The 18634-nt window shown below is 72.6% G+C and carries 15 protein-coding genes and 1 riboswitch; of the genes, 5 read left to right on the top strand and 10 right to left on the bottom strand.

The annotated features are described in order from the left end of the window. Positions 1–8: 8 nt before the first annotated feature. Positions 9–971: a TAXI family TRAP transporter solute-binding subunit gene (locus tag ACFYTT_RS14485; protein WP_387259423.1), complete on the top strand. Its 963-nt coding sequence runs from the start codon at positions 9–11 to the stop codon at positions 969–971. Here the strand turns inward: ACFYTT_RS14485 and ACFYTT_RS14480 are convergent. The 6 genes from ACFYTT_RS14480 to ACFYTT_RS14455 form a co-directional block, all read right to left on the bottom strand. After that, positions 950–2425: a sensor histidine kinase gene (locus tag ACFYTT_RS14480; protein WP_387259420.1), complete on the bottom strand. Its 1476-nt coding sequence runs from the start codon at positions 2423–2425 to the stop codon at positions 950–952. The two genes, ACFYTT_RS14485 and ACFYTT_RS14480, sit on opposite strands and share 22 nt — an antisense overlap. Beyond that, a complete protein-coding gene (locus tag ACFYTT_RS14475) occupies positions 2426–3082 on the bottom strand; it encodes a response regulator transcription factor (protein WP_131057594.1) in 657 nt (218 codons plus the stop codon). Between the two features lie 144 nt (positions 3083–3226). After that, the gene (locus ACFYTT_RS14470; protein ID WP_236146045.1) at positions 3227–3544 is read right to left on the bottom strand and encodes a hypothetical protein; all 318 of its coding nucleotides are present in this window, start codon (positions 3542–3544) and stop codon (positions 3227–3229) included. Between the two features lie 198 nt (positions 3545–3742). Further along, on the bottom strand, positions 3743–5500 hold the full coding sequence (locus ACFYTT_RS14465; protein ID WP_131056870.1) for a CDP-glycerol glycerophosphotransferase family protein: 1758 nt from the start codon (positions 5498–5500) through the stop codon (positions 3743–3745). Between the two features lie 183 nt (positions 5501–5683). Then, entirely contained in the window at positions 5684–7990 is a 2307-nt protein-coding gene (locus ACFYTT_RS14460; protein ID WP_387259416.1) for a DUF6077 domain-containing protein, read from the bottom strand. A 181-nt stretch (positions 7991–8171) separates the two neighbouring features. After that, a complete protein-coding gene (locus tag ACFYTT_RS14455; RefSeq protein ID WP_131056214.1) occupies positions 8172–8810 on the bottom strand; it encodes a TetR/AcrR family transcriptional regulator in 639 nt (212 codons plus the stop codon). Positions 8811–8977: 167 nt separating this feature from the next. Here ACFYTT_RS14455 and ACFYTT_RS14450 point away from each other — a divergent pair, with 167 nt between their 5' ends. The 4 genes from ACFYTT_RS14450 to ACFYTT_RS14435 all read left to right on the top strand — a co-directional run bounded on the left by ACFYTT_RS14450 (position 8978) and on the right by ACFYTT_RS14435 (position 14093). Further along, positions 8978–9877 (top strand): ABC transporter permease, encoded by a 900-nt coding sequence (locus ACFYTT_RS14450; protein WP_176093191.1) that lies wholly within the window; start codon positions 8978–8980, stop codon positions 9875–9877. A gap of 10 nt (positions 9878–9887) precedes the next feature. After that, positions 9888–10688, top strand: coding sequence for an ABC transporter ATP-binding protein (locus tag ACFYTT_RS14445; RefSeq protein WP_176095718.1), 801 nt, complete (start codon positions 9888–9890; stop codon positions 10686–10688). A 165-nt stretch (positions 10689–10853) separates the two neighbouring features. Further along, positions 10854–12359 carry a bifunctional cytidylyltransferase/SDR family oxidoreductase gene (locus ACFYTT_RS14440; protein WP_176093190.1) on the top strand — a complete coding sequence of 502 codons (1506 nt, stop codon included), beginning with the start codon at positions 10854–10856 and terminating at the stop codon, positions 12357–12359. A 33-nt stretch (positions 12360–12392) separates the two neighbouring features. Continuing rightward, positions 12393–14093 (top strand): CDP-glycerol glycerophosphotransferase family protein, encoded by a 1701-nt coding sequence (locus ACFYTT_RS14435; protein ID WP_387259413.1) that lies wholly within the window; start codon positions 12393–12395, stop codon positions 14091–14093. 143 nt (positions 14094–14236) lie between these two features. Here ACFYTT_RS14435 and ACFYTT_RS14430 read toward each other — a convergent pair whose 3' ends face one another. The 4 genes from ACFYTT_RS14430 to ACFYTT_RS14415 form a co-directional block, all read right to left on the bottom strand. Then, the gene (locus ACFYTT_RS14430; RefSeq protein ID WP_387259410.1) at positions 14237–15106 is read right to left on the bottom strand and encodes a C39 family peptidase; all 870 of its coding nucleotides are present in this window, start codon (positions 15104–15106) and stop codon (positions 14237–14239) included. Positions 15107–15322: 216 nt separating this feature from the next. Beyond that, positions 15323–15464, bottom strand: a riboswitch (cyclic di-AMP (ydaO/yuaA leader). Between the two features lie 316 nt (positions 15465–15780). Next, positions 15781–16536 (bottom strand): hypothetical protein, encoded by a 756-nt coding sequence (locus ACFYTT_RS14425; RefSeq protein ID WP_176093187.1) that lies wholly within the window; start codon positions 16534–16536, stop codon positions 15781–15783. 177 nt (positions 16537–16713) lie between these two features. After that, on the bottom strand, positions 16714–17178 hold the full coding sequence (locus tag ACFYTT_RS14420; protein ID WP_387259407.1) for a hypothetical protein: 465 nt from the start codon (positions 17176–17178) through the stop codon (positions 16714–16716). 124 nt (positions 17179–17302) lie between these two features. After that, on the bottom strand, positions 17303–18565 hold the full coding sequence (locus ACFYTT_RS14415) for an acyltransferase (RefSeq protein ID WP_176093185.1): 1263 nt from the start codon (positions 18563–18565) through the stop codon (positions 17303–17305). Positions 18566–18634 lie beyond the last annotated feature (69 nt).

Below are 18634 nucleotides of genomic sequence, written 5' to 3'. Positions count from 1 at the left end.
TGCTGCCCGTGAGCCGTACCCGGTACACCGCCCGAGCCCGGCGACGCGGCGCCCGCGCGACGCTGGCGCTGACCGTGCTGCTGGCCCTGCCCGGCCTCAGCGCCTGCCGGGAATCTCCAGATAAGACAGTTCATATCAGGATCGCCACCGGCAGCCCGACCGCCGTGTACCACGCCTTCGGCGAGTCCCTGGCCGCCATCCTCAACCGGGAGCTACCCGACGTCCGGGCCGAGGTGATGGTCACCGCCGCCTCGGCGGAGAACGTCCGGCTCCTCGGTGCCGGCGAGGCCGAACTCGGTTTCACCCAGGCCGACGTGCTGCCCGCCGATCCCGGCCCGCACCCGCAGGTGGTGGCCGTCGCCCGGGTCTACGACGATCTGCTGCACCTGGTCACCACCGCGAACAGCCCGGTGCAGACCCTCACCGACCTGCGGGGGCGGCGGGTGTCGGTGGGCGCGCCCGGTTCCGGCACCGAGATCACCGTGCAGCGGCTGCTCACCGCCGCCGAACTCGACGGCGGTCAGGTACGCCAGGAACGGCTCGGCCTCGACGACTCGGTGGCCGCGCTGCGGGAGGGGCGGATCGACGCGTTCTTCTTCTCCGGCGGGTTGCCGGTGCGGGCCGTGGCCCAGTTCGCCCAGGACACCCCGACCCGCATCGTCGATCTCGGCGAGTGGACCGCTCCGCTGCGGGTGGGCAACCCGGAGGTGTACGTGCCCCGGGACATCCCCCGCTCGGTGTACGGCATCGACGCGGTCACCACCGTGGCCAACCCCAACTATCTGCTGGTCCGCGCCGACCTGCCGGAACCGCTGGTCCGCGAGGTGACCCGGTTGCTGATGGAACGGCGCTCCGAGCTGGCCAGCGCCCACCCGGCGGCCGGACGGATGAGCCCCCGCTCGGCGATCGCCACCTCACCCCTGCCGCTGCACCCCGGAGCCGCCGACTACTACCGCGCCAGCAAGCCCTGACCCTCGCCGGCCACCGAGGCGGGCGGCACCGGCTCGGTGGGCGTCGGGCCGGACGGCGCGTCCGGTGCGGCGAGGTCGGCCGGCTCGGTGGCCGCCGGGAACCACAGCGCGGCCACCAGGCCCCGTGGCGAGTTCGGGTGCATGGTCAACCGGCCGTCGGAGGCGTCGACGAGCACGGCGGCGATGGTCAGCCCCAGCCCGGCGCCGTCGACGTTCTGCACCTCCGGTGCCCGCCAGAACCGTTCGGTCGCCTGGCCGAGCTGGTCGGAGGTCATACCCGGGCCGGTGTCGCGTACCTCCAGGGCGATCCCGCCCTGCCGGGTCGCGACGGAGACCGTCACCTCGCCGCCCACGCCACTGAACTTCACCGCGTTGTCGATCAGCGCGTCCAGCGCCTGGTCGATGGCGGTCGGCACGGTCCGGGCGTACGTCGGCGTCGGGTCTGCCGCCAGGCGCAGGGCCACCTTGCGGTGCCGGGCCAACGGCTCCCACGCGGCGACCCTGGACGCGGCCGTCGCCACCGCGTCGACGGTCACCCGCTGGTTCTCCCGCCGCTCGGCCCGAGCCAGGGTGAGCAGCGCGTCGAGCAGCAGCGCCAGCCGGTCGGTCTCCTCCAGGGCCAACCGGTGCTCGGCGCGGCCGTCCTCGTCGGTCAGGCTCGGGCCCAACTCCTCGACCCGCAGCCGCAGCGCGGTCAACGGGTTACGGAGTTGGTGACTGGCGTGCGCGACGAACGCGCGCTGACGGTCCATCACGTCGGAGACGGCGTCGGCCATGTGGTTGAAGCTCGCCGCCAGGCGCCGCAGCTCCGGCGGGCCCACCTGGTGCTGCACCCGGGCACCCCGGTCCCCCTCGGCGATCTCGTGGGTGACCGCGTCCAGCTCGGTGACCGGGCGCAGCACCCAACCGGCCAGCCCGAACGCGGTGAGCACGCAGGCCAGCACCGCGAGCGTGCCCAGCGCGGCGAGCAGCAGCCACCAGGTGACCACGGTCCGGCGTACCCCGTCGGACGGGGTCGCGGTCACCACCGCGCCGAGCACCTCGCCACCGTCGTTGATCGGCACCGCCACCACGATCGGCCCGCGCACCCAGGGCCAGACCGACTCCGGTCCGCTGGTCTGCTGGCCGGAGAGGGCGACGTCCAACGCCTCGCGGGTGCCCGTACCCGGACGGAAGCCGCCCGACGCGACCACCACCCGCCGGTCCCGGTCGACCACCGCCGCGCCGATGCCGAAGAGTTCGTCGTAGCTGCTCAACTCGGCGTCCAGCGGGCCGGAGACACCGCTGCGCAACGCCGGACCGGCCAGCGAGGCGAACCGGGTGGCGTCGGCGATCCGGTCCGCCCGGACCCGCTCGGTCTCCCGCGTGGTCAGCGTCATGCCCAGCGGCAGGCCCAACGCGGCCAGCACCAACACCATCAGCAGGAGGTAGCTGATCACCAGCCGGCGGCGCACTCACTCGCTCCGCAGTCGGTAGCCGACGCCGCGCACGGTCTCCACCAGCCGCGCGTCGCCGAGCTTGCTCCGCAACGACCCGACGTGCACCTCGACCGTGTGCCGGTCGGCGAAGGTGGTCCCCCAGGCGTCGAGCAGGATCCGGTCGCGGGGCACCGCGACACCGGGCTGCCGGGCCAGTGAGACCAGCACGTCGAACTCCTTGCGGGTCAACGCGACCGGGCGTTCGGCCACGGTGACCGTACGGGCCGCCACGTCGATGCGCAGCCGCCCGGCCTCGATCAGGTTGCGCTCCGGTGCCGCGTGCGAGGCGCGCCGCAGCACCGCCTCGATGCGGGCCTGCAACTCCACCATCGAGAAGGGCTTGACCACGTAGTCGTCGGCACCGAGACGCAGACCGAGCACCCGGTCCCGCTCCTCGCCCCGGGCGGTCACCGCGATGATGCCGAGCTGGTTGCTGCGGCGCCGCAGTTCACGGCAGAGGTCGGTGCCGTCGCCGTCGGGCAGGGTCAGGTCGAGCAGCACCAGGTCGCACGGCGCGGCGGACAGGGCGGCGGTGACGGTCGCCGCGTGCTCCACCTCGTAGCCGCGACGCGTCAGCGCGGACGACAACGCGGCGGCCACCCGACGGTCGTCCTCGACCAGCAGGATGCGCACCCGGCCTCCCCGTTCGGTCTGCCCGCTGACCCCGCATGGTCCCGGTCGACTCCACCGCCCCGTGGCGTCACGGTCGGCGGAACTGACCTTAGATGGTGGCAGACAACCGCCCCGGGTGACAGGCCCAGGGCGGGTGACGGTGACTCAGAGGCCGAAGACCTCGTCGGCGGTGGCGTCGCGTACGCCGTCCACGAAACCCCGGAAGGCCGGGTCGTCGTGGCTCGCCGGCACGGTGGTGACCAGCTCACCCGTGGCCTCGGTGACCGCGTCGACCAGGGGCGGGAAGTCGATCTCGGCGTCGGCGAGCGTGTCGTCGTCGGCCTGGCCGAGGTTGATCACCTGCTGCACGTCCTCGGCGGCGGTGTCGGGGTCGGCGGCCCAGTCCGTACCGGCCCGGTAGCACTCGTCGTAGAGCGCCCGCTGGCTGTCGGTCCAGTCCTCGTGGTAGCTCTCCACGCCCATCCCCTCTCCACCGGCCTGCCTCCGAGCATGCCCGTCCGCACGCCCGGCCGGGCCCGTACCGGACAAAACCGGTCCCGGCGTGCCGCCACCGACCCGGACGGCGGCGCTCGGCGGCCCGGGACGGTGGCCCGCCGATGCCGGACGGCGACGCGCCCGGGACGACAGGTCGTCCCGGGCGCGTGGCGGTCGTGATGCGGGTCAGCGGCAGAGCCGCCCGATCTCCTCGGCGAACCGGTCCATCGGGTTCGCCTCGGCCGGGCCGAGCAGATAGGTCTTCAGGTCCCGACGGGCCTCGGTCATCGGGTCGTCACCGGCCCGGGTCACCGCGACGATCTTCTCCAGCTCACCGCAGTCCGCCGCGAGCAGGTACGCCGCCCGCGAGGTGGGGAACGTCCGCCGGAACTCGTCCTCGGGCAGCCCGGCCGGGTTGGCCACCACGTACGGCCGCTGGCTCTGCACGAAGTCCGACACGACGCTGGAGACGTCGCTGATCAGCAGGTCGGTCTCGTTGAAGCAGTCGAACAGCGCGGGCACCCGACCGGTGACCACCCGGTGCGCCGGACCGTCCAGGCTGGACGCGTCGACGTCGCCGCCGGCCGCCCGGATCCGCTCGACGATCCGCTGGTGCACCGCCTTGGCCTGCTTGGAGCGGGTGCCGGTCAACGGGTGCGGCTTGTAGATCAGCCGGACCGCCGGACGGGTGGCCAGCAGCGTGGCCACGATCCGGTCGCCCATCAGCATCAGCGAGGTGTGGTACGGGTCGTCGTCGAGCCACCCCTCCCAGGTCGGCGCGTACAGCACGGTGAACGGGCGCTCGACGGCCTCCGAGCCGAAGGTGTGCAGGCCGGCCAACTGCGGGCGGCCGATCTCCACGATGTCGGCGTCCAGCACGCCCACCCCGGCCCGCGCGTACCGCTCCCGACCGGCCAGGCCGGCGACCCAGACCTCGTCGTACACCTTGCTGTACGGGTTGACGCTGGCCGCCTTGTCACTGTCGCCGTGACCGACGAAGACGTGCTTCATGCCCGGCTCACGCAGCATGTGGATGTTCGGCCCGACGTTGGCGGCGTACAGGGTGGCCCGGATGCTGCTCTTGTCCAGGTTCATGAAGTCCGGCGCGGCCGGCACGAAGATCACCGGCAGGCGGGTGTCGGCCAGCTCCAGGAAGGCGTCCCGGCTGCGCATCAGCACCACCCCGCGACGGCCCAGCGCCTCGATCGGCGCCAGCCACATGTTCGCCTGGTAGACGTCCTTGGCCGGGCCGGCGAAGTAGAGCGCCACCTCCGGGCGGTAGCTGTTGAGCCAGTTCTGCACGGCCGGCAGTTGCGGGCTCTGCCCGGTGCCCCGGCCGCGCAGCCAGGTGAAGGCGACGATGCCGCCGACCACCCCGGCCAGCCCGACGGCCACCAGACCTGCCACGAAGACCGGTGTCACGTCGTCGGCGACGACGGCCACCACGGCGGCCGGGATGAGCAGGACGTTCGCCCACGGCAACCGGTCACCGGCCACCTCGGAGGCCCACTCCGGCGGGCGGGGGGCGGACCGCATCCGGCCCAGGTCGATGTTGCGGACCAGGGCCGAGACCGGGTTGCGCCGGTCGATCATCCGGTTGAACGCCCCGGCGAAGACGGCGACCAACCAGACCGCGGCGGGCAGCAGGAGCAGCAGTGTCAGCTCGGTGCCGGTCAGCGACACCTGGGAGGCGACCAGCACCACCACCGACAGGTCCCGGCCCAACTGCCGGTAGACCCGGTTGATGCCGACCTTCTGCAGGAGGGTCGCGGTGGCCGGTGACCACCGTTCCACGGCGAACTCGCCCAACACCGCCGCCATTCCGGCGACGGCGAAGAGGGCCACCCACCCGAACGCGCCAGCGGCGAGTAACACCAGGTAGGACGCCACCAGCAGGGCGCCACGCGCGGCGACGCCCACGCGTGAACTCAACATGCCGAACAACGAGTACGCTCCCTAACGAGATCGATGACCGGCTGGATACGCCTCGAACGGCCGCCAGCGTAGCTGCGACCTTAACGCGAAACCTCGCCGGGACAACGCTCGGGTATCCGGCATCTTTCGCCCAAACCGTCGATCACTCGAAACGGACGGTCCACGTAACCGACCCGAAATCCGCCGGACGCGTCAGTTCCGACGCAGACAGGTGACCCCGCCCGGCTGGTCGGGCACCGGCGGCGGCAACTCGGCGAACTCGGCGTACCCGAGTCGGGCCGCGGTCCGTCGGGCGAACCGGTTGCCGTTGTAGACACAGATCGTCCCGACGTCCAGCCGCTCCAGCGCCTCGGCCACCTCGTCCCGGGTCGGTCGACCCTCCGCCGGTCCCCCGTCGGAGAACCGGGTCAACAGCAGCCGGTCCTTCGCGAACTGCGACTCCAGGTCGTACTCGACCAGGTAGAAGTCGCGCGGCAGCACGACGCGGACCTGACTGGTCACCATCGGCATGGCCCGCATGATGGTGGCCGGCGCGAGCAGGAAGCCGTCCGGCCGGTCGAGGGTCACGATCCACTCCGCGATGACCTGCCGCCGCTCCGGGATCTTCCAGCTCGGCCGGTCGCGCATCTCCACCCAGCTCCGCTCGGACCACATCGGAGTGGCGTAGACGGCGAACGACGCGATCATCGAGCCGGCCAGCACCACGCCCACCAGGGCGCGTACCGAACGGAACCGGGTGGGCAGCCAGACCGTGCAGAGCAGCCCGATCAGCGCGGGCAGGGCGAGCAGCCACGGCACCCGCCAGAGCACCACCGAGATGCCGGTGAGCGAGCCGAGCCACTCCAGGACCCCGGGCACCATCAGCACGCTCAGCGTCAGCGCACCACCGGCGGCCAGCAGCCCCGCCGTACGACGACGGGCCAGCAGCGGACCGCACCACAGGGCGAGTCCGCCGATCACGCCGACGATGCCGATCTCGAAGGTGCGCCGGTAGGTGTACGCGGCGTCGTAGGCGACCGCGTCCGCCCCGTCCGCGGTGCCCTGCCCCAGCACGATCTGGGTCAACACCACCGAGCCGACCGGGTACGCCAGGGCGACGACGCCGACCAGCAGTGCCGACTTCCAGCGCCCGACCAACAGCATCATCAGCGCCGCCCCGCCGACCAGCATCGGCAGGATGATCGCCGCCGTGGTGGTCAGCCCGATGGCGGTGACCGACAGCGCGAAGATGAGCACCAGGTGACGCTTGCGCCCGTCGTCGAACCAGCGGGTCAGGTAGTACCACATCAACGGCACGACAGCCGACACGAACATGCCCTTGCCCTCGTACAGCCGGGGCAGGTGGAAGGTGCCCAGCGCGGCGTCCGAGCCGGCGACCAGCGCGAGGAACGCGGCGGCCACGGTGAAGGCCAGCACCGGACGGCGCGGCGCCCACCGGTGCACCACCCGCCAGAGCGCGAGGACGGCGAGCACCGCCATCACCGGCAGCAGCAGGAACCAGGTCGCCGAGGAGGCGTGCATGTCGAGGAACCGGCCCAGCGCGCCGGCCAGCACCTCGATGCTGGCGGTCGGCGGCAGCGACGCCATCGCCGGGAGGACGTTCTCGCTGAACAGGAAGTCGTTGAGCGGCACGATGTCGCGTTCCGCCACCCACACCGACCGGCCCACGTAGTAGACGTCGTCGGGGGTGTTGCGGGCGATGTAGAGCGAGGCCGCCGCCGCCACACCAGAGATCAGCAACGCGTACAGCGACTGCCAGGCGTTCGGGGCGGGCGCCGAGGGCCGGCTCGGCGGCACCCGCCGCCAGGTCCACACGGTCAGCACCGCCATGCCGACGGCGGCGACCGCACCGGTGGAGGCGGGCCACCACCAGGAGATGTTCTCGCCCGCCGGGGTGCCGGCCAGGCCGGCGGTGACCGCCGCCGCCACGCCGAAGAGCAGGACGACCGCCGTCGCCAGGCGCTGGGCGACCGGCATCCGGGCGGGCCGGTCCGTCGGCGTACCGGCAGACCCGTCCGCGCCCTCGGCCGGCGTCGTCCCGGCGCGCGTCGGCGCGTCCGCGCCGGTCGTGCTCTCCGGATCCGGCGTGGCGTCGGGATCCGTGGTGCCGTCGGGATCCGTGGTGGCGTCGGGATCCGTGGTGGCGTCGGTGGGCGTCGCGGCCCGGACGGCCCGACGCCGCCAGGCCCACTGGCCCACCCGCACCAGCACCGCGAGCAGCGCCAGCGCCGGGCCGGTCACCAGCCAGATCCGCAGGGTCGACGACGGGGCCCAGCCGAGCGGCAGGGCGAGGTGATAGAGCAGCGTCCAGAGCGCGAAGGCCAGCACGGCGACGTCGGTCAGCACGGCCGGGATCGCGGCGATCCCGGCCCCGAGCCCGCGCAGCCCGGCCCGGAGGTGCCGCCAGGGCGACGGCTGCGGGCCGGGTGGTGGGGAGGCGGGACCGGTCGGTCCGTCGGCCGCTGCCGGAGCGGGCTCGGCGACGGTCTGGTCGGTCATCGACACACTGCGTCCTTGTCGTCGTCGTACGGGCGGGTGCGGCTGGACACTCCACGGCCGCCTGGCAGACCCCGCGAACCACACCGAGCGTAGTCATCCCGGATGTCGAGTCGAGGCGACGCGCAGCGACGCGCGGACCCGATGCCCGACTCCCGCCAGCGGTACCCCGGGTCGGGCCTGCTCAACCCCCGGTCGGGGCCGCCCTCGGCCGGGGCAGCGGGTCGGGGCCGCCGAGCCCGCGTGCCACCGACTCGACCAGGGTCTCCAGGTAGCTGTCGGTGAGCGGGGCGCGGGCGACGGCGAGTCGCCAGTACAGCGGACCCACGATCAGGTCGACCGCGGCGTCCCGGTCGATGTCGGCGGACACCTCGCCGCGCTCGACCGCCCGGCCGATCAACCGGCCGACGACCTCGTGCTGCCGGGCGCGCAACACCTGCTGGAGGGTCTCGTCGATGGTCGGGTTGCGGGCCGCCTCGGCCAGCAGGTCGGGGATGATCTGCACGGCGAGCGGATGTCGCAGGGCGTGCGCCACCACCTGGAACAGCAACACCAGGTCGCTGCGGAGGCTGCCGGTGTCCAGCGCGGGCAGCCGACCACCGGCTGCGGCGGCCACCACCTCCAGCACCAGGTCGAGCTTCGAGTTCCACCGGCGGTAGATGGCGGTCTTGCTGACGCCCGCCCGGCGCGCCACCGCCTCGATGGAGAGCCGGCCGTAGCCGACCGCCGCGAGTTCCTGCATGAGGGCACGGCGAATGGCCGTGGTGATCTCGCCACGGAGCACTGCCGCACCGGCCGGCGTACGCCTCTTCCCGGTCGTCACCTGGGACTTCTCTCGACTGTCACGAGGAACAATGTAGCGCAACGACGGTACGGTTGCGTCCCGACGTCTTTCGGACTACTGTCCACGCAGCGGCGAGGCGGCGCTCCACGCTAGATTCCATCGTCGCGAACGTATCCGCCGCACGACAGATCGGAGCGCCCATCCCCATGGCCAACACCGCGCTGGCCGACCCCGATTCCGGCCTCACTCCCGCGCAGCTGGCGACCCGCCACGGCCTGCGGGTGGCCGGCGAGCGGCCCTCACTGCGCCGCTACAGCGGTGAGCTGTGGCGTTACCGGCACTTCATCGCCGCGTACGCCAACGCCAAGCTGACCGCCTCGTTCAGCAACGCCCGACTCGGGCAGCTCTGGCAGGTGCTCACCCCGCTGACCAACGCGGCGGTCTACTACCTGATCTTCGGCGTGGTGCTGGAGCAGAACCGGGGCATCCCGAACTTCATCGCCTACCTCACCACCGGTCTGTTCATCTTCAACTTCACCCAGACCACGGTGCAGCAGGGCACCCAGGCGATCAGCGGCAACCTCGGCCTGATCCGGGCCCTGCACTTCCCCCGGGCCTGCCTGCCGTTGGCCATCACCACCACCCAGTTCCAGCAACTCCTGGGCTCGCTGGTGGTGCTGGTCTGCATCGTGGTGGCCACCGGCGAGCCGATCACGCTGATGTGGCTGATGCTGGTGCCGGCGGTGCTGCTCCAGACGGTCTTCAACGCCGGGCTGACCATGGTGGTGGCCCGGCTGGGCGCCAAGGCCACCGACCTCAAGCAGGTCATGCCCTTCGTGCTCCGGGCCTGGATGTACGGCTCCGGGGTGCTCTACAGCGTGACGCTGTTCTCCGAGAACCTTCCCGGCTGGGCCACCGGGATCGTGCAGTTCAACCCGATGCTGGTCTACATCGAGCTGGCCCGGAGCGCCCTGCTGGAGGAGACCCCGTTGCTCAACGACTCGCTGCCGCTGACCTGGCTGATCGCGGTCGGCTGGGCGGTCGTGATGGGCATCGGCGGTTACCTCTACTTCTGGCGCGGCGAACAGGAGTACGGTCGTGGTTGATCACCTCGAGATGTCCAACGACGTGACGGTCACCCTCCCCCGGATCCAGGACCGGATCCCGACCGTGGTGGTGGACGACGCGCACATCGTCTATCGGATCCACAAGGGCGCCGCCGGCAACACCAGCCCGGTGGCCGCGCTCAAGCGGATGATGAGCCGCTCCTCGGCGCCGAACGTGCGCGAGGTGCACGCGGTGCGCGGGGTCACCTTCACCGCATACCGGGGTGAGGCGATCGGGCTGATCGGCACCAACGGCTCCGGCAAGTCGACGCTGCTGCGGGCCATCGCCGGTCTGCTGCCGGTGGAGCGCGGCGCGATCTACACCCAGGGGCAGCCGTCGCTGCTCGGGGTGAACGCGGCGCTGCTCAACGACCTGCCCGGGGAGCGCAACGTCACGCTCGGCTGCCTGGCCATGGGCATGCGCCCGGACGAGGTGCAGCGCAAGCTCCCGGAGATCATCGAGTTCTCCGGGATCAACCAGCGGGGCGACTTCGCCTCCCTGCCGATGCGGACGTACTCCTCCGGCATGTCGGCCCGGCTGCGCTTCTCCATCGCGGCGGCCAAGCAGCACGACGTGCTGCTGATCGACGAGGCGCTGGCCACCGGCGACAAGGCGTTCCGCAAGCGCAGCGAGAAGCGGGTCCGCGAGCTGCGGGAGAGCGCCGGCACGGTGTTCCTGGTCAGCCACCAACTCTCCTCGGTCCGGGACACCTGCGAACGGACAGTCTGGCTGGAATCGGGCCTGATCCGGATGGACGGACCGACCGCCGAGGTATTGAAGGCCTACGAGGCGTTCACGAACGGCAAGTAGAGTCCGGGCGAACGTCCGACGCCCGTACGGCGTCGCGCGGACCGCGTCGGCCCGTTGGGGTGGCGCGGTCCGCGCGTTAAGGTTCAACCCGTCGCCGGCGCCGGCGACACCCCCCACCCCACACCACCTCACCGAGCCATGTACCCCCGAGAGCGAGGACCGGCAATGACGCAGGACCAGACCACCGACCCGGGCAGCCCGCCGGAGAGCCCGGCACCGTGGCGACCCTCGCGGACGGTGGCCGTGGTGCTGGCCGGCGGCACCGGCACGCGACTGGGCCTCGGCATCCCCAAGCAGCTCCTCAAGATCGCCGGTAAGCCGATCATCGAGCACACCCTGGCCGTCTTCGAGGCCGCGCCGGAGATCGACGAGATCATCGTGCTGATGGCCACCGGGCACGTCGACGAGGCGCAGCGGATCGTCGACAAGGCCGGCTTCCGCAAGGTCACCAAGGTGATCGAGGGCGGCGACACCCGCAACGCCACCACCCGGGTCGCGCTGGACGCCGTCGGCGAGGCCGACTGCAACATCCTCTTCCACGACGCGGTACGACCCCTGCTCAGCGGCCGGATCGTCCGGGAGTGCGTGAACGCCCTCTGGACGTACGCGGCGGTCGACGTGGCCATCCCGTCGGCCGACACGATCATCCAGGTCGACGAGGACGAGTGCATCACCGACATCCCGGTCCGCGCCACGCTGCGCCGGGGCCAGACCCCGCAGGCGTTCCGGTCGACCACCATCCGGGAGGCGTACCGGCTGGCCGAGGGTGACCCGAACTTCGCCGCCACCGACGACTGCGGTGTCGTCCTGCGCTACCTGCCCGAGGTGCCGATCAAGGTGATCGACGGCTCGGACGAGAACATCAAGGTCACCCACCCGGTCGACGTGCACCTGGCGGACAAGCTGTTCCAGCTCGCCGCCGCCAAGGTGCCCCGGCTCACCGACCACCGGTCGTACAGCGAAGAGGTCACCGGCCGCACGATCGTCGTCTTCGGCGGCAGCTACGGCATCGGCCACGACCTGACCGAGCTGGCCCGCCGCCACGGCGCCCAGGTCTTCCCGTTCAGCCGCTCCAGCACCGGCACGCACGTGGAACGGCCGGAGGACGTCGAGGCCGCGCTACGGACCGCCTTCGAGGCCACCGGACGGATCGACCACGTCGTGGTCACCGCCGGGATCCTGGAGAAGGGCGCGCTGGCCGAGATGGACCAGGAGACCATCGACCGGGTGCTCCAGGTCAACTTCGTCGGCCCGGTGACCGTCGCCCGGCAGTCCCTGCCCTACCTCCAGCAGACCAAGGGCCAGCTCCTGCTCTACACCTCCAGCTCGTACACCCGGGGCCGGGCCGACTACGCGCTCTACTCGGCCACCAAGGCCGCGCTGGTCAACCTCACCCAGGCGCTCTCCGACGAGTGGGCCGAGTTCGGCGTACGCGTCAACATCATCAACCCGGAGCGGACCGCCACCCCGATGCGGACCAAGGCGTTCGGCGCGGAGCCCGAGAACACCCTGCTCGCCGCCGAGACCGTCGCCCAGGCCTCGCTGGACGTGCTGATCTCGGAACTCACCGGCCAGGTCATCGACGTACGCCGGCCGCCCGGCGAGGCGTCGACCCCCGCCCCGGTACCCACCCAGGCCGACGCCCCCCGCAGCGGCACCCGCGTCGGCTGACCCGCCGACGACGAGCACGAAGGCAGCGCCGAGATGCGTGGTGACCTGGTCACGAAGTTGGCCGCCCGGGGCCTGGCCACCGGCGGTGCGGTCCTGGCGTTCCTGGTGCTCGCGCTCACCGGCGCGACCGCCTGGGGGCTCGGGCTGGCGGTGGCCGCGCTCGCCGCCACGGTCTGGGAGCGCCGGGTCCGACCGGGCGCCGACAGCGTCGCGGAGACCGCCCTGCTCGCCGCCGGGATCCTGGTCGGCTACGCCCGGCAGCTCGACGGCGGCTTCGACCCGATCCTGGCGGTCACCGCCCTCGTGCTGCTCGGGCTGGTGCTGGTCACCGGGCCGCTGCGGACCGCCGGCAACCTGGAGATCCGCGCCGCCAACCTGCCGGTACGCACCTGGGTGCCGCAGGTCGCCGCCCGGCTCGACGACGCGGTGGCGGGGCTGCTCGCCGCCCTGGCCGTGGCCGCCCTGGCCGGGCTGCCCGCCGTGGTCGCCCTGCTGGTCTGCCTGCCGGTCGGTGCCGCCGCCGGGGCGGTCGCCCTCGACCTGGCCCGCCGCCGGTTCCGGCCGACGGCCGGCGGGTCGGCGGTCACCCGGGCGCTACGCCGGCACCAGCCGGAGTTCGTGCTGCACTTCTCCGCCCCGCCCGGCTCGGAGTACCAGGTCACCATGTGGCTGCCGTACCTGGAACGGATCGGACGGCCGTTCGTGGTGATGCTGCGGGAACCGGAGTTCCTGCCCGCCGTCGCGGCGGCCACCACCGCACCGGTGGTCTACTGCCCCACCCTGCGCACCATGGACGAGGTGCTGGTGCCGAGCCTGCGGGTGGCGTTCTACGTCAACCACGGCGCGAAGAACAGCCACTGCATCCGATTCACCCAGCTCACCCACGTCCAACTGCACCACGGCGACAGCGACAAGGCGCCCAGCGCCAACCCGGTGTCGGCGATCTTCGACCGGATCTTCGTGGCCGGCGAGGCCGCCGTCGACCGGTACGCCCGCGCCGGGGTGGAGATCCCGGCCGAGAAGTTCGTGGTGGTGGGCCGCCCGCAGGTCGAGGCGATCGAGGTACGCCACCAGCCGACCCGGGGGCTGACGAACCCCACGGTCCTCTACACCCCCACCTGGACCGGCCACCACGCCGACGCCGACTACTGCTCCCTGCCGATGGCCGAGACGCTGCTGCGGCGGCTGCTCGACCGGGGCGCCACGGTGATCCTGCGCGCCCACCCCTACACCAACCAGCACCCGGGCTCGGCCCGTCGCCTGGCCCGGCTGCACGAACTGCTCGCCGCCGACCGCTCCCGCACCGGCCGCCAGCACGTCTTCGGCGCCGCCGCCAGCCGGCTCACCCTGGCCGAGTCGGTGAACCGGGCGGACGCGCTGGTCTCCGACGTCTCCGGGGTGGTCTCCGACTGGCTGTACTCGGGCAAGCCCTACGCGGTCACCGACACCGGCGTCGACGGTGACCGGTTCGTCGAACGGTTCCCCCTCGCCGCCACCGGCTACGTGCTGCGGCGGGACATGGCCGACCTGGACGACGTGCTGACGCGGCTGCTCGACACCGATCCGCTCGCCGAGGCACGCTGGGCGACCCGACGGCGCTACCTGGGCGACTTCCCCGCCGACTCGTACGCCGAGGCGTTCCTCTCCGCCGCCCGGCGGGAACTGGACCCGGCCTGGACCGCCCCGGCGCCACGGACCACGACCGACGACGCGGCGCTGCCGACCGCCCCCTGAGCGCGCAGCAGCGGCCGTGGTGAGCGGTGGGCGTACTTGGTCAGACCTGTAGACCGAGAAGTAAGGAAGGGCCCCCTGCTATCGCCTGGTGTATAGCAGGGGACCCTTCCTTACATCCGGTCCTTACATCTCGTCCTTACATCTCAGGAGGAGTAGCCGCGGGTGGCGGCCCAGTGGGCGAGGTCGGTGGTGCTCATCCAGTACGAGTAGTACGAGGCGTCGGCCGAGTCCGCGATCTTGACCAGTCGACCGTCGTCCGCGTAACCGACCACGGCGACGTAGTGGCCGCCGGGGAAGGAGTGCCAGCCACCGTCGGTGTCGGTGGCGCTGCCGGCCACGTTCACCACCACACCGCGCCCGTCGGTGATCGCCTCCACCACGTCGGCCTGGAGCTGGTCCATCTGCGTCGGGGTGGCCGAGCCGCCCCGCAGCATCGTGGTCGAGTACGGCTCGCCCTTGAGCGTGGCGTTGAGCACCCGGGTGGTGTCCAGAGCCGAGTTGGTGCCGGCGTACGTGGTGCCGAGCTGGGCGGCCAGGGTGTCCTGGTCACGGTCGACCCCCGCGGCGCTGAGCGCGTTGCGTACCGCGGCCGGGCCGCAGTAGTAGCCGGTGGTCTGGGCCTGGAAGTCGTAGTCCAGGACCTTGCGCGTCGGTGGCTTCGGTGCGGTCTTCTCGCTGACGGCCACCGGCGAGGGGGCCGCCGAGGTGGCCTTCGGCGTGGGCGAGGGCGACGGTGACGGTGCGGCGCTGCTCGGGGCCGCGCTGCCCGGCGGGGTCGACGGGGTCGGCTCCGCGCGGGTGTCGGCGCGGGAGGCGACGGTGTCGCCCCGCATCTCGGCGACGGCGGTCGTGGTGTGCGCGGTCGTCGGGGCGTCCTCGGTGCCGACGAGTACGGCACCGGTGCCGGTGGCCAGCGCCAGCGCGGCGGCCGAGGCGGCGACGACCTGGTAGGGGCGTTCGGTGGCCAGCCGGCGTAGCTGGCGTGTCAGGGTCTGCTTCACGGAGTCCTCCACGGGGGCTCAGGGAGGCACGGCGATCCGCTCCGGCGGTCAGCTCGACAGGACATGCCGAGGACCGCCCGAGTGGGCGGACGGGCCGTGCGAGGGGCTTCGCCCGGTCGGGGCCGGGCGGGGGCCGCAGTCAGCTCGCGGCCGACGGCCCGGTGAGCGCGGGCACCGCAGTGCCGTGGAGGAACAAGAGGGGTATCACAAGGGGATGCACGAGAGGAAAGCTCCTTCCGACACCGCCGACCGGGTTAGCTGACGGGTTCGGGCGGGAAGTTGGCCCTACCGCGAGCCGAGGCTCGCGGATTCACCCCAGAGGTGCGGTGGGTCCCCGGTTCGTGAGACCACGATTAGGCGGGTCGATGCGGCGTCGCCTCCTGCGATCGGTTACCGCATCGGACGGGCCGACATTACTGGTCGGTCATTGCCCTGCCAACCCGCTCTGACCTGCGCAAACATGATCCAGCTCAGTGATTTTCGGGCGTTCGGTCATCGATGTCCCGCAACAGGACCGACGGTGATCGACGTAACGGGCGGTGACAACCGGACCACCCCCGGACAATGCCTCCGGACATCACGTCACGTCTCGGGCGGTTGCGGCACCACCGTCCGTTCCGGCGATCGGTGTGACCGGGCTCACCCGATCAGGCCGGATTACCGGGGCTCCGCGCGTCTCGCCCGAGTCACCCCACGCGCGCCGGACGCCAGCGCAGGGCCGCAGCGGCCGGACGCGCGGCGGTGGTCACGGCGGGTGCCGGCACCGGGTTCGGTCGCAGGCGCTGCGCGGCGGCGTACGCCTCGGCGGAGAGCACCCGGGCCGCTTCGGTGGCCCGCTCCGTCTCCCGCCAGGCGGCCCGTTCCCGCTCGGCGGCGGCCCGGTAGGTGGCCCGGTGGTTGTCCCGGACGACCCGGGCCAGCACGACCTCCTGTGCGGCCGGGTGCAGGCGGGGGTCCCAGCCGGCCCGCCGGGCCAGCACGTCGGTGAGCTGCCGCGCCGACAGGTCACCGCGCCAGTGCGCCACCATCGCGGCGTGGTGCAGCCAGCGTTCCCGGGCGGCGTACTCGCTGGCGGTGCGGGGGGTGCGGGGGGCGGGCAGCGCGGTGGTCCCGGCGAGCCGTCGGGCCCGGCTCTCCGCCTCGTCGAAGCGGGCCCAGGCACGGTCGAGGGCGGTCTGGGCGGTACGCCACGCGTCCCGCCGCCGGGCGGCGTTCTGTGCGGCCCCGGCGGCGGCCACCGCCACCTCACCGGCGTAGCGGCGCAGGTCGGCCGTCTCGGCCTCGGCGGGGTCGTCGGCGGGGCCGGTCTCGTCGGGGCCGGACGGTTCGGGCCGGGCGACCAGGACGGTGAGCACACCCAGTGCGAGCACGAGCAGCACCGACCAGATGGCGGCGGCCCGGGGCACCTCGATCAGGAACTGGTAGAGGACGGTCTTCTCCATGGCGGTACCTCGTGGGCCGTGGTGCGCTGACAGCGGGCCGCCGGCACCCGGTCCCCCGACTGCGGTGCGTCGGAACCGGGCGGGGCGGTGACGGGATGTTTCGCGGGGCAGAGGTCCCGGGCGTTGCGGGACGGGCTGCGGCGGAGTCCGGTCGGTGTGCCGCAGCGGGGCGTGAGGTCAGTCGCCGGGTGGGGCGCGGGCACCGTGGGCACCCGGCGGGACCGCCGTCGGGAGGGACGCCGCCGGGCCGCCCACCACCGCCGTCACGGCGGGCCGCTGCGCCAGGCCCGCCTCGGGCGACAGCCCGGGTACGCCGAGCGCGTCGGCGCGGTCGACGGCCCCCGTGGCGGACACCGTGACCAGCGCACCCGTCGACGAGGGGCGCCAGTCGGCACGGGGCGAGGGCACGAGGAGAGGAGCCGACCCGAACCGGCCGGCGACGGGGTGCCCGACGAGCGCGGCCTGTGCGGGCGCGGCCAGTGCGGGCGCGGCCGGTGCGGGCGCGGCCAGTGCGGGGGTGGCCTGTGCGGGCATCGCCCAGGTGCCGAGGGTGAACGCGGCGGCGACCGCGAACCCGGTCAGCAGTCGCGTCGCCCAGCGCGCCAGCCACCACAGGGGACGGGCGGGCGCGACGGGAAGCACCCGGTCACGCTACCGCCACCACTGTCGCACCGCATCGGCGGCGGGCGTGTCGGGTAGACGACGCGCCGTAATCGGCACACGAAACAGCAGGTCGGGGCGTCGACGACAACGGTCCACGGTGGACTCAGCGGTCCCGGTCGCGGAGACCTGCCGTACTCGGCTCGTCACCCGGCACCCGCTGCCTCGGCGGCCCGGCGGGCGGGCCAGCGGGCGATCCGGCGGGCGGATCTGCGGACGGTCCCGCAGGCTCGGCGGACCCGCCACCAGGCGGGGCGGCGGGGCCGGCGGCAGCGCGGCTCGGGGCGAGTCGGCGCATCATCGGTTGCTCCACGTAGCGGTGCAGCAACGCGGCCAGCGCCAGGGTGAGCAGCAGGAACCCGATCACCGCCGGTACTCCCCACCAGCCGGGCAGGCCGGTGCCCCAGTCTCCGGTGAGCCGCAGGATCGTCATGATCGCGAAGACGTGCACCAGGTAGAAGGCGAACGAGACCTCGCCCAGCCAGACCATCAGCCGGGAACGCAGCGGCGAACGGCGACCGTGCACGTCCGCGTCGGCCGCCGCCGCGATCACCAGGACGTACGCCACCGACAGCAGTGCCGCCCAGAGTTCGGCCCGGATCCACTGCGAGGCCGCCACCCAGGTCGCGACGAAGATCACGGTGGCCAGCGGCAGCCGGGGCCCGCGCCAGCGACCGCGCAGCATCAGCTCGGCGGCGGCCACACCCATCCAGAACTCCAGCGACCGCACCAGCGGGAAGATCTGGGCGAACCACCACCGGCTCTGCTCCGGCACCAACTGCTGTCCGGGCCAGAGCGCCAGGATCAGCAACGGCATGGCGATCACGACGGCCCACAGCATCCACGGCCTGGCCCGTCGGATCAGCGGCAACGCCAACGGCAGGCACAGATAGAAGAACAGTTCGCAGGAGAGCGACCAGCTCACGTTGTTGACGCTGTAGAAGTAGCCCGGTCGCGGGTCCCATGCCTGGAGCAGGAAGAGGTTCTCCAGCGCGGCCACCGGGTTGATCGGGTCGGCGAACCAGAGCGCCGCGAGCATGGCCAGCGCCCACAACACCAGGTGGTTCGGATAGATCTTGGCGAGCCGACGACGCCAGAACCTGCGGCGGGAGTCACCGACCCGGGCCGACCAGACCAGCACGAAGCCGCTGAGGATGAAGAAGAACTGCACCCCGGACAGGCCCAGGGTGAAGATCTCGCTGACCACCGCCTGGTGACCGGGCTCGGCGATGATGCGCATGGTGCCAGCGTGGAAACCGAAGACCAGCAGCGCGGCGATCCAGCGCAGTCCGGTCAACGAGGGCAATCGGCTGGCGTCACCGCGTCGGGTGGTGGAGGGCTGCCTATCGACGACGGTGGCGCTGGTCATTCCGGGCACCATACCGGTGCGGGCACACCCACTCGACGCGAGGCAGGAGGGGCGGATGCGGCGCAGGTG

This window comes from Micromonospora sp. NPDC003816 (assembly GCF_042874705.1).
In the GTDB taxonomy this organism is placed as follows: Bacteria; Actinomycetota; Actinomycetes; order Mycobacteriales; family Micromonosporaceae; genus Micromonospora.
The sequence above is the reverse complement of the archived record's forward strand: the minus strand, read 5'-3'. Positions and strand labels throughout refer to the sequence as shown.

Bases quoted from the DNA above. Each gene is read 5' to 3' on its own strand.
- ACFYTT_RS14435 (WP_387259413.1), top strand. From the start codon at position 12,393: ATGCGTGGTGACCTGGTCACGAAGTTGGCCGCCCGGGGCCTGGCCACC.
- ACFYTT_RS14470 (WP_236146045.1), bottom strand. From the start codon at position 3,544: ATGGGCGTGGAGAGCTACCACGAGGACTGGACCGACAGCCAGCGGGCG.
- ACFYTT_RS14460 (WP_387259416.1), bottom strand. From the start codon at position 7,990: ATGACCGACCAGACCGTCGCCGAGCCCGCTCCGGCAGCGGCCGACGGA.
- ACFYTT_RS14440 (WP_176093190.1), top strand. From the start codon at position 10,854: ATGACGCAGGACCAGACCACCGACCCGGGCAGCCCGCCGGAGAGCCCG.
- ACFYTT_RS14445 (WP_176095718.1), top strand. From the start codon at position 9,888: ATGTCCAACGACGTGACGGTCACCCTCCCCCGGATCCAGGACCGGATC.
- ACFYTT_RS14415 (WP_176093185.1), bottom strand. From the start codon at position 18,565: ATGACCAGCGCCACCGTCGTCGATAGGCAGCCCTCCACCACCCGACGC.
- ACFYTT_RS14450 (WP_176093191.1), top strand. From the start codon at position 8,978: ATGGCCAACACCGCGCTGGCCGACCCCGATTCCGGCCTCACTCCCGCG.
- ACFYTT_RS14425 (WP_176093187.1), bottom strand. From the start codon at position 16,536: ATGGAGAAGACCGTCCTCTACCAGTTCCTGATCGAGGTGCCCCGGGCC.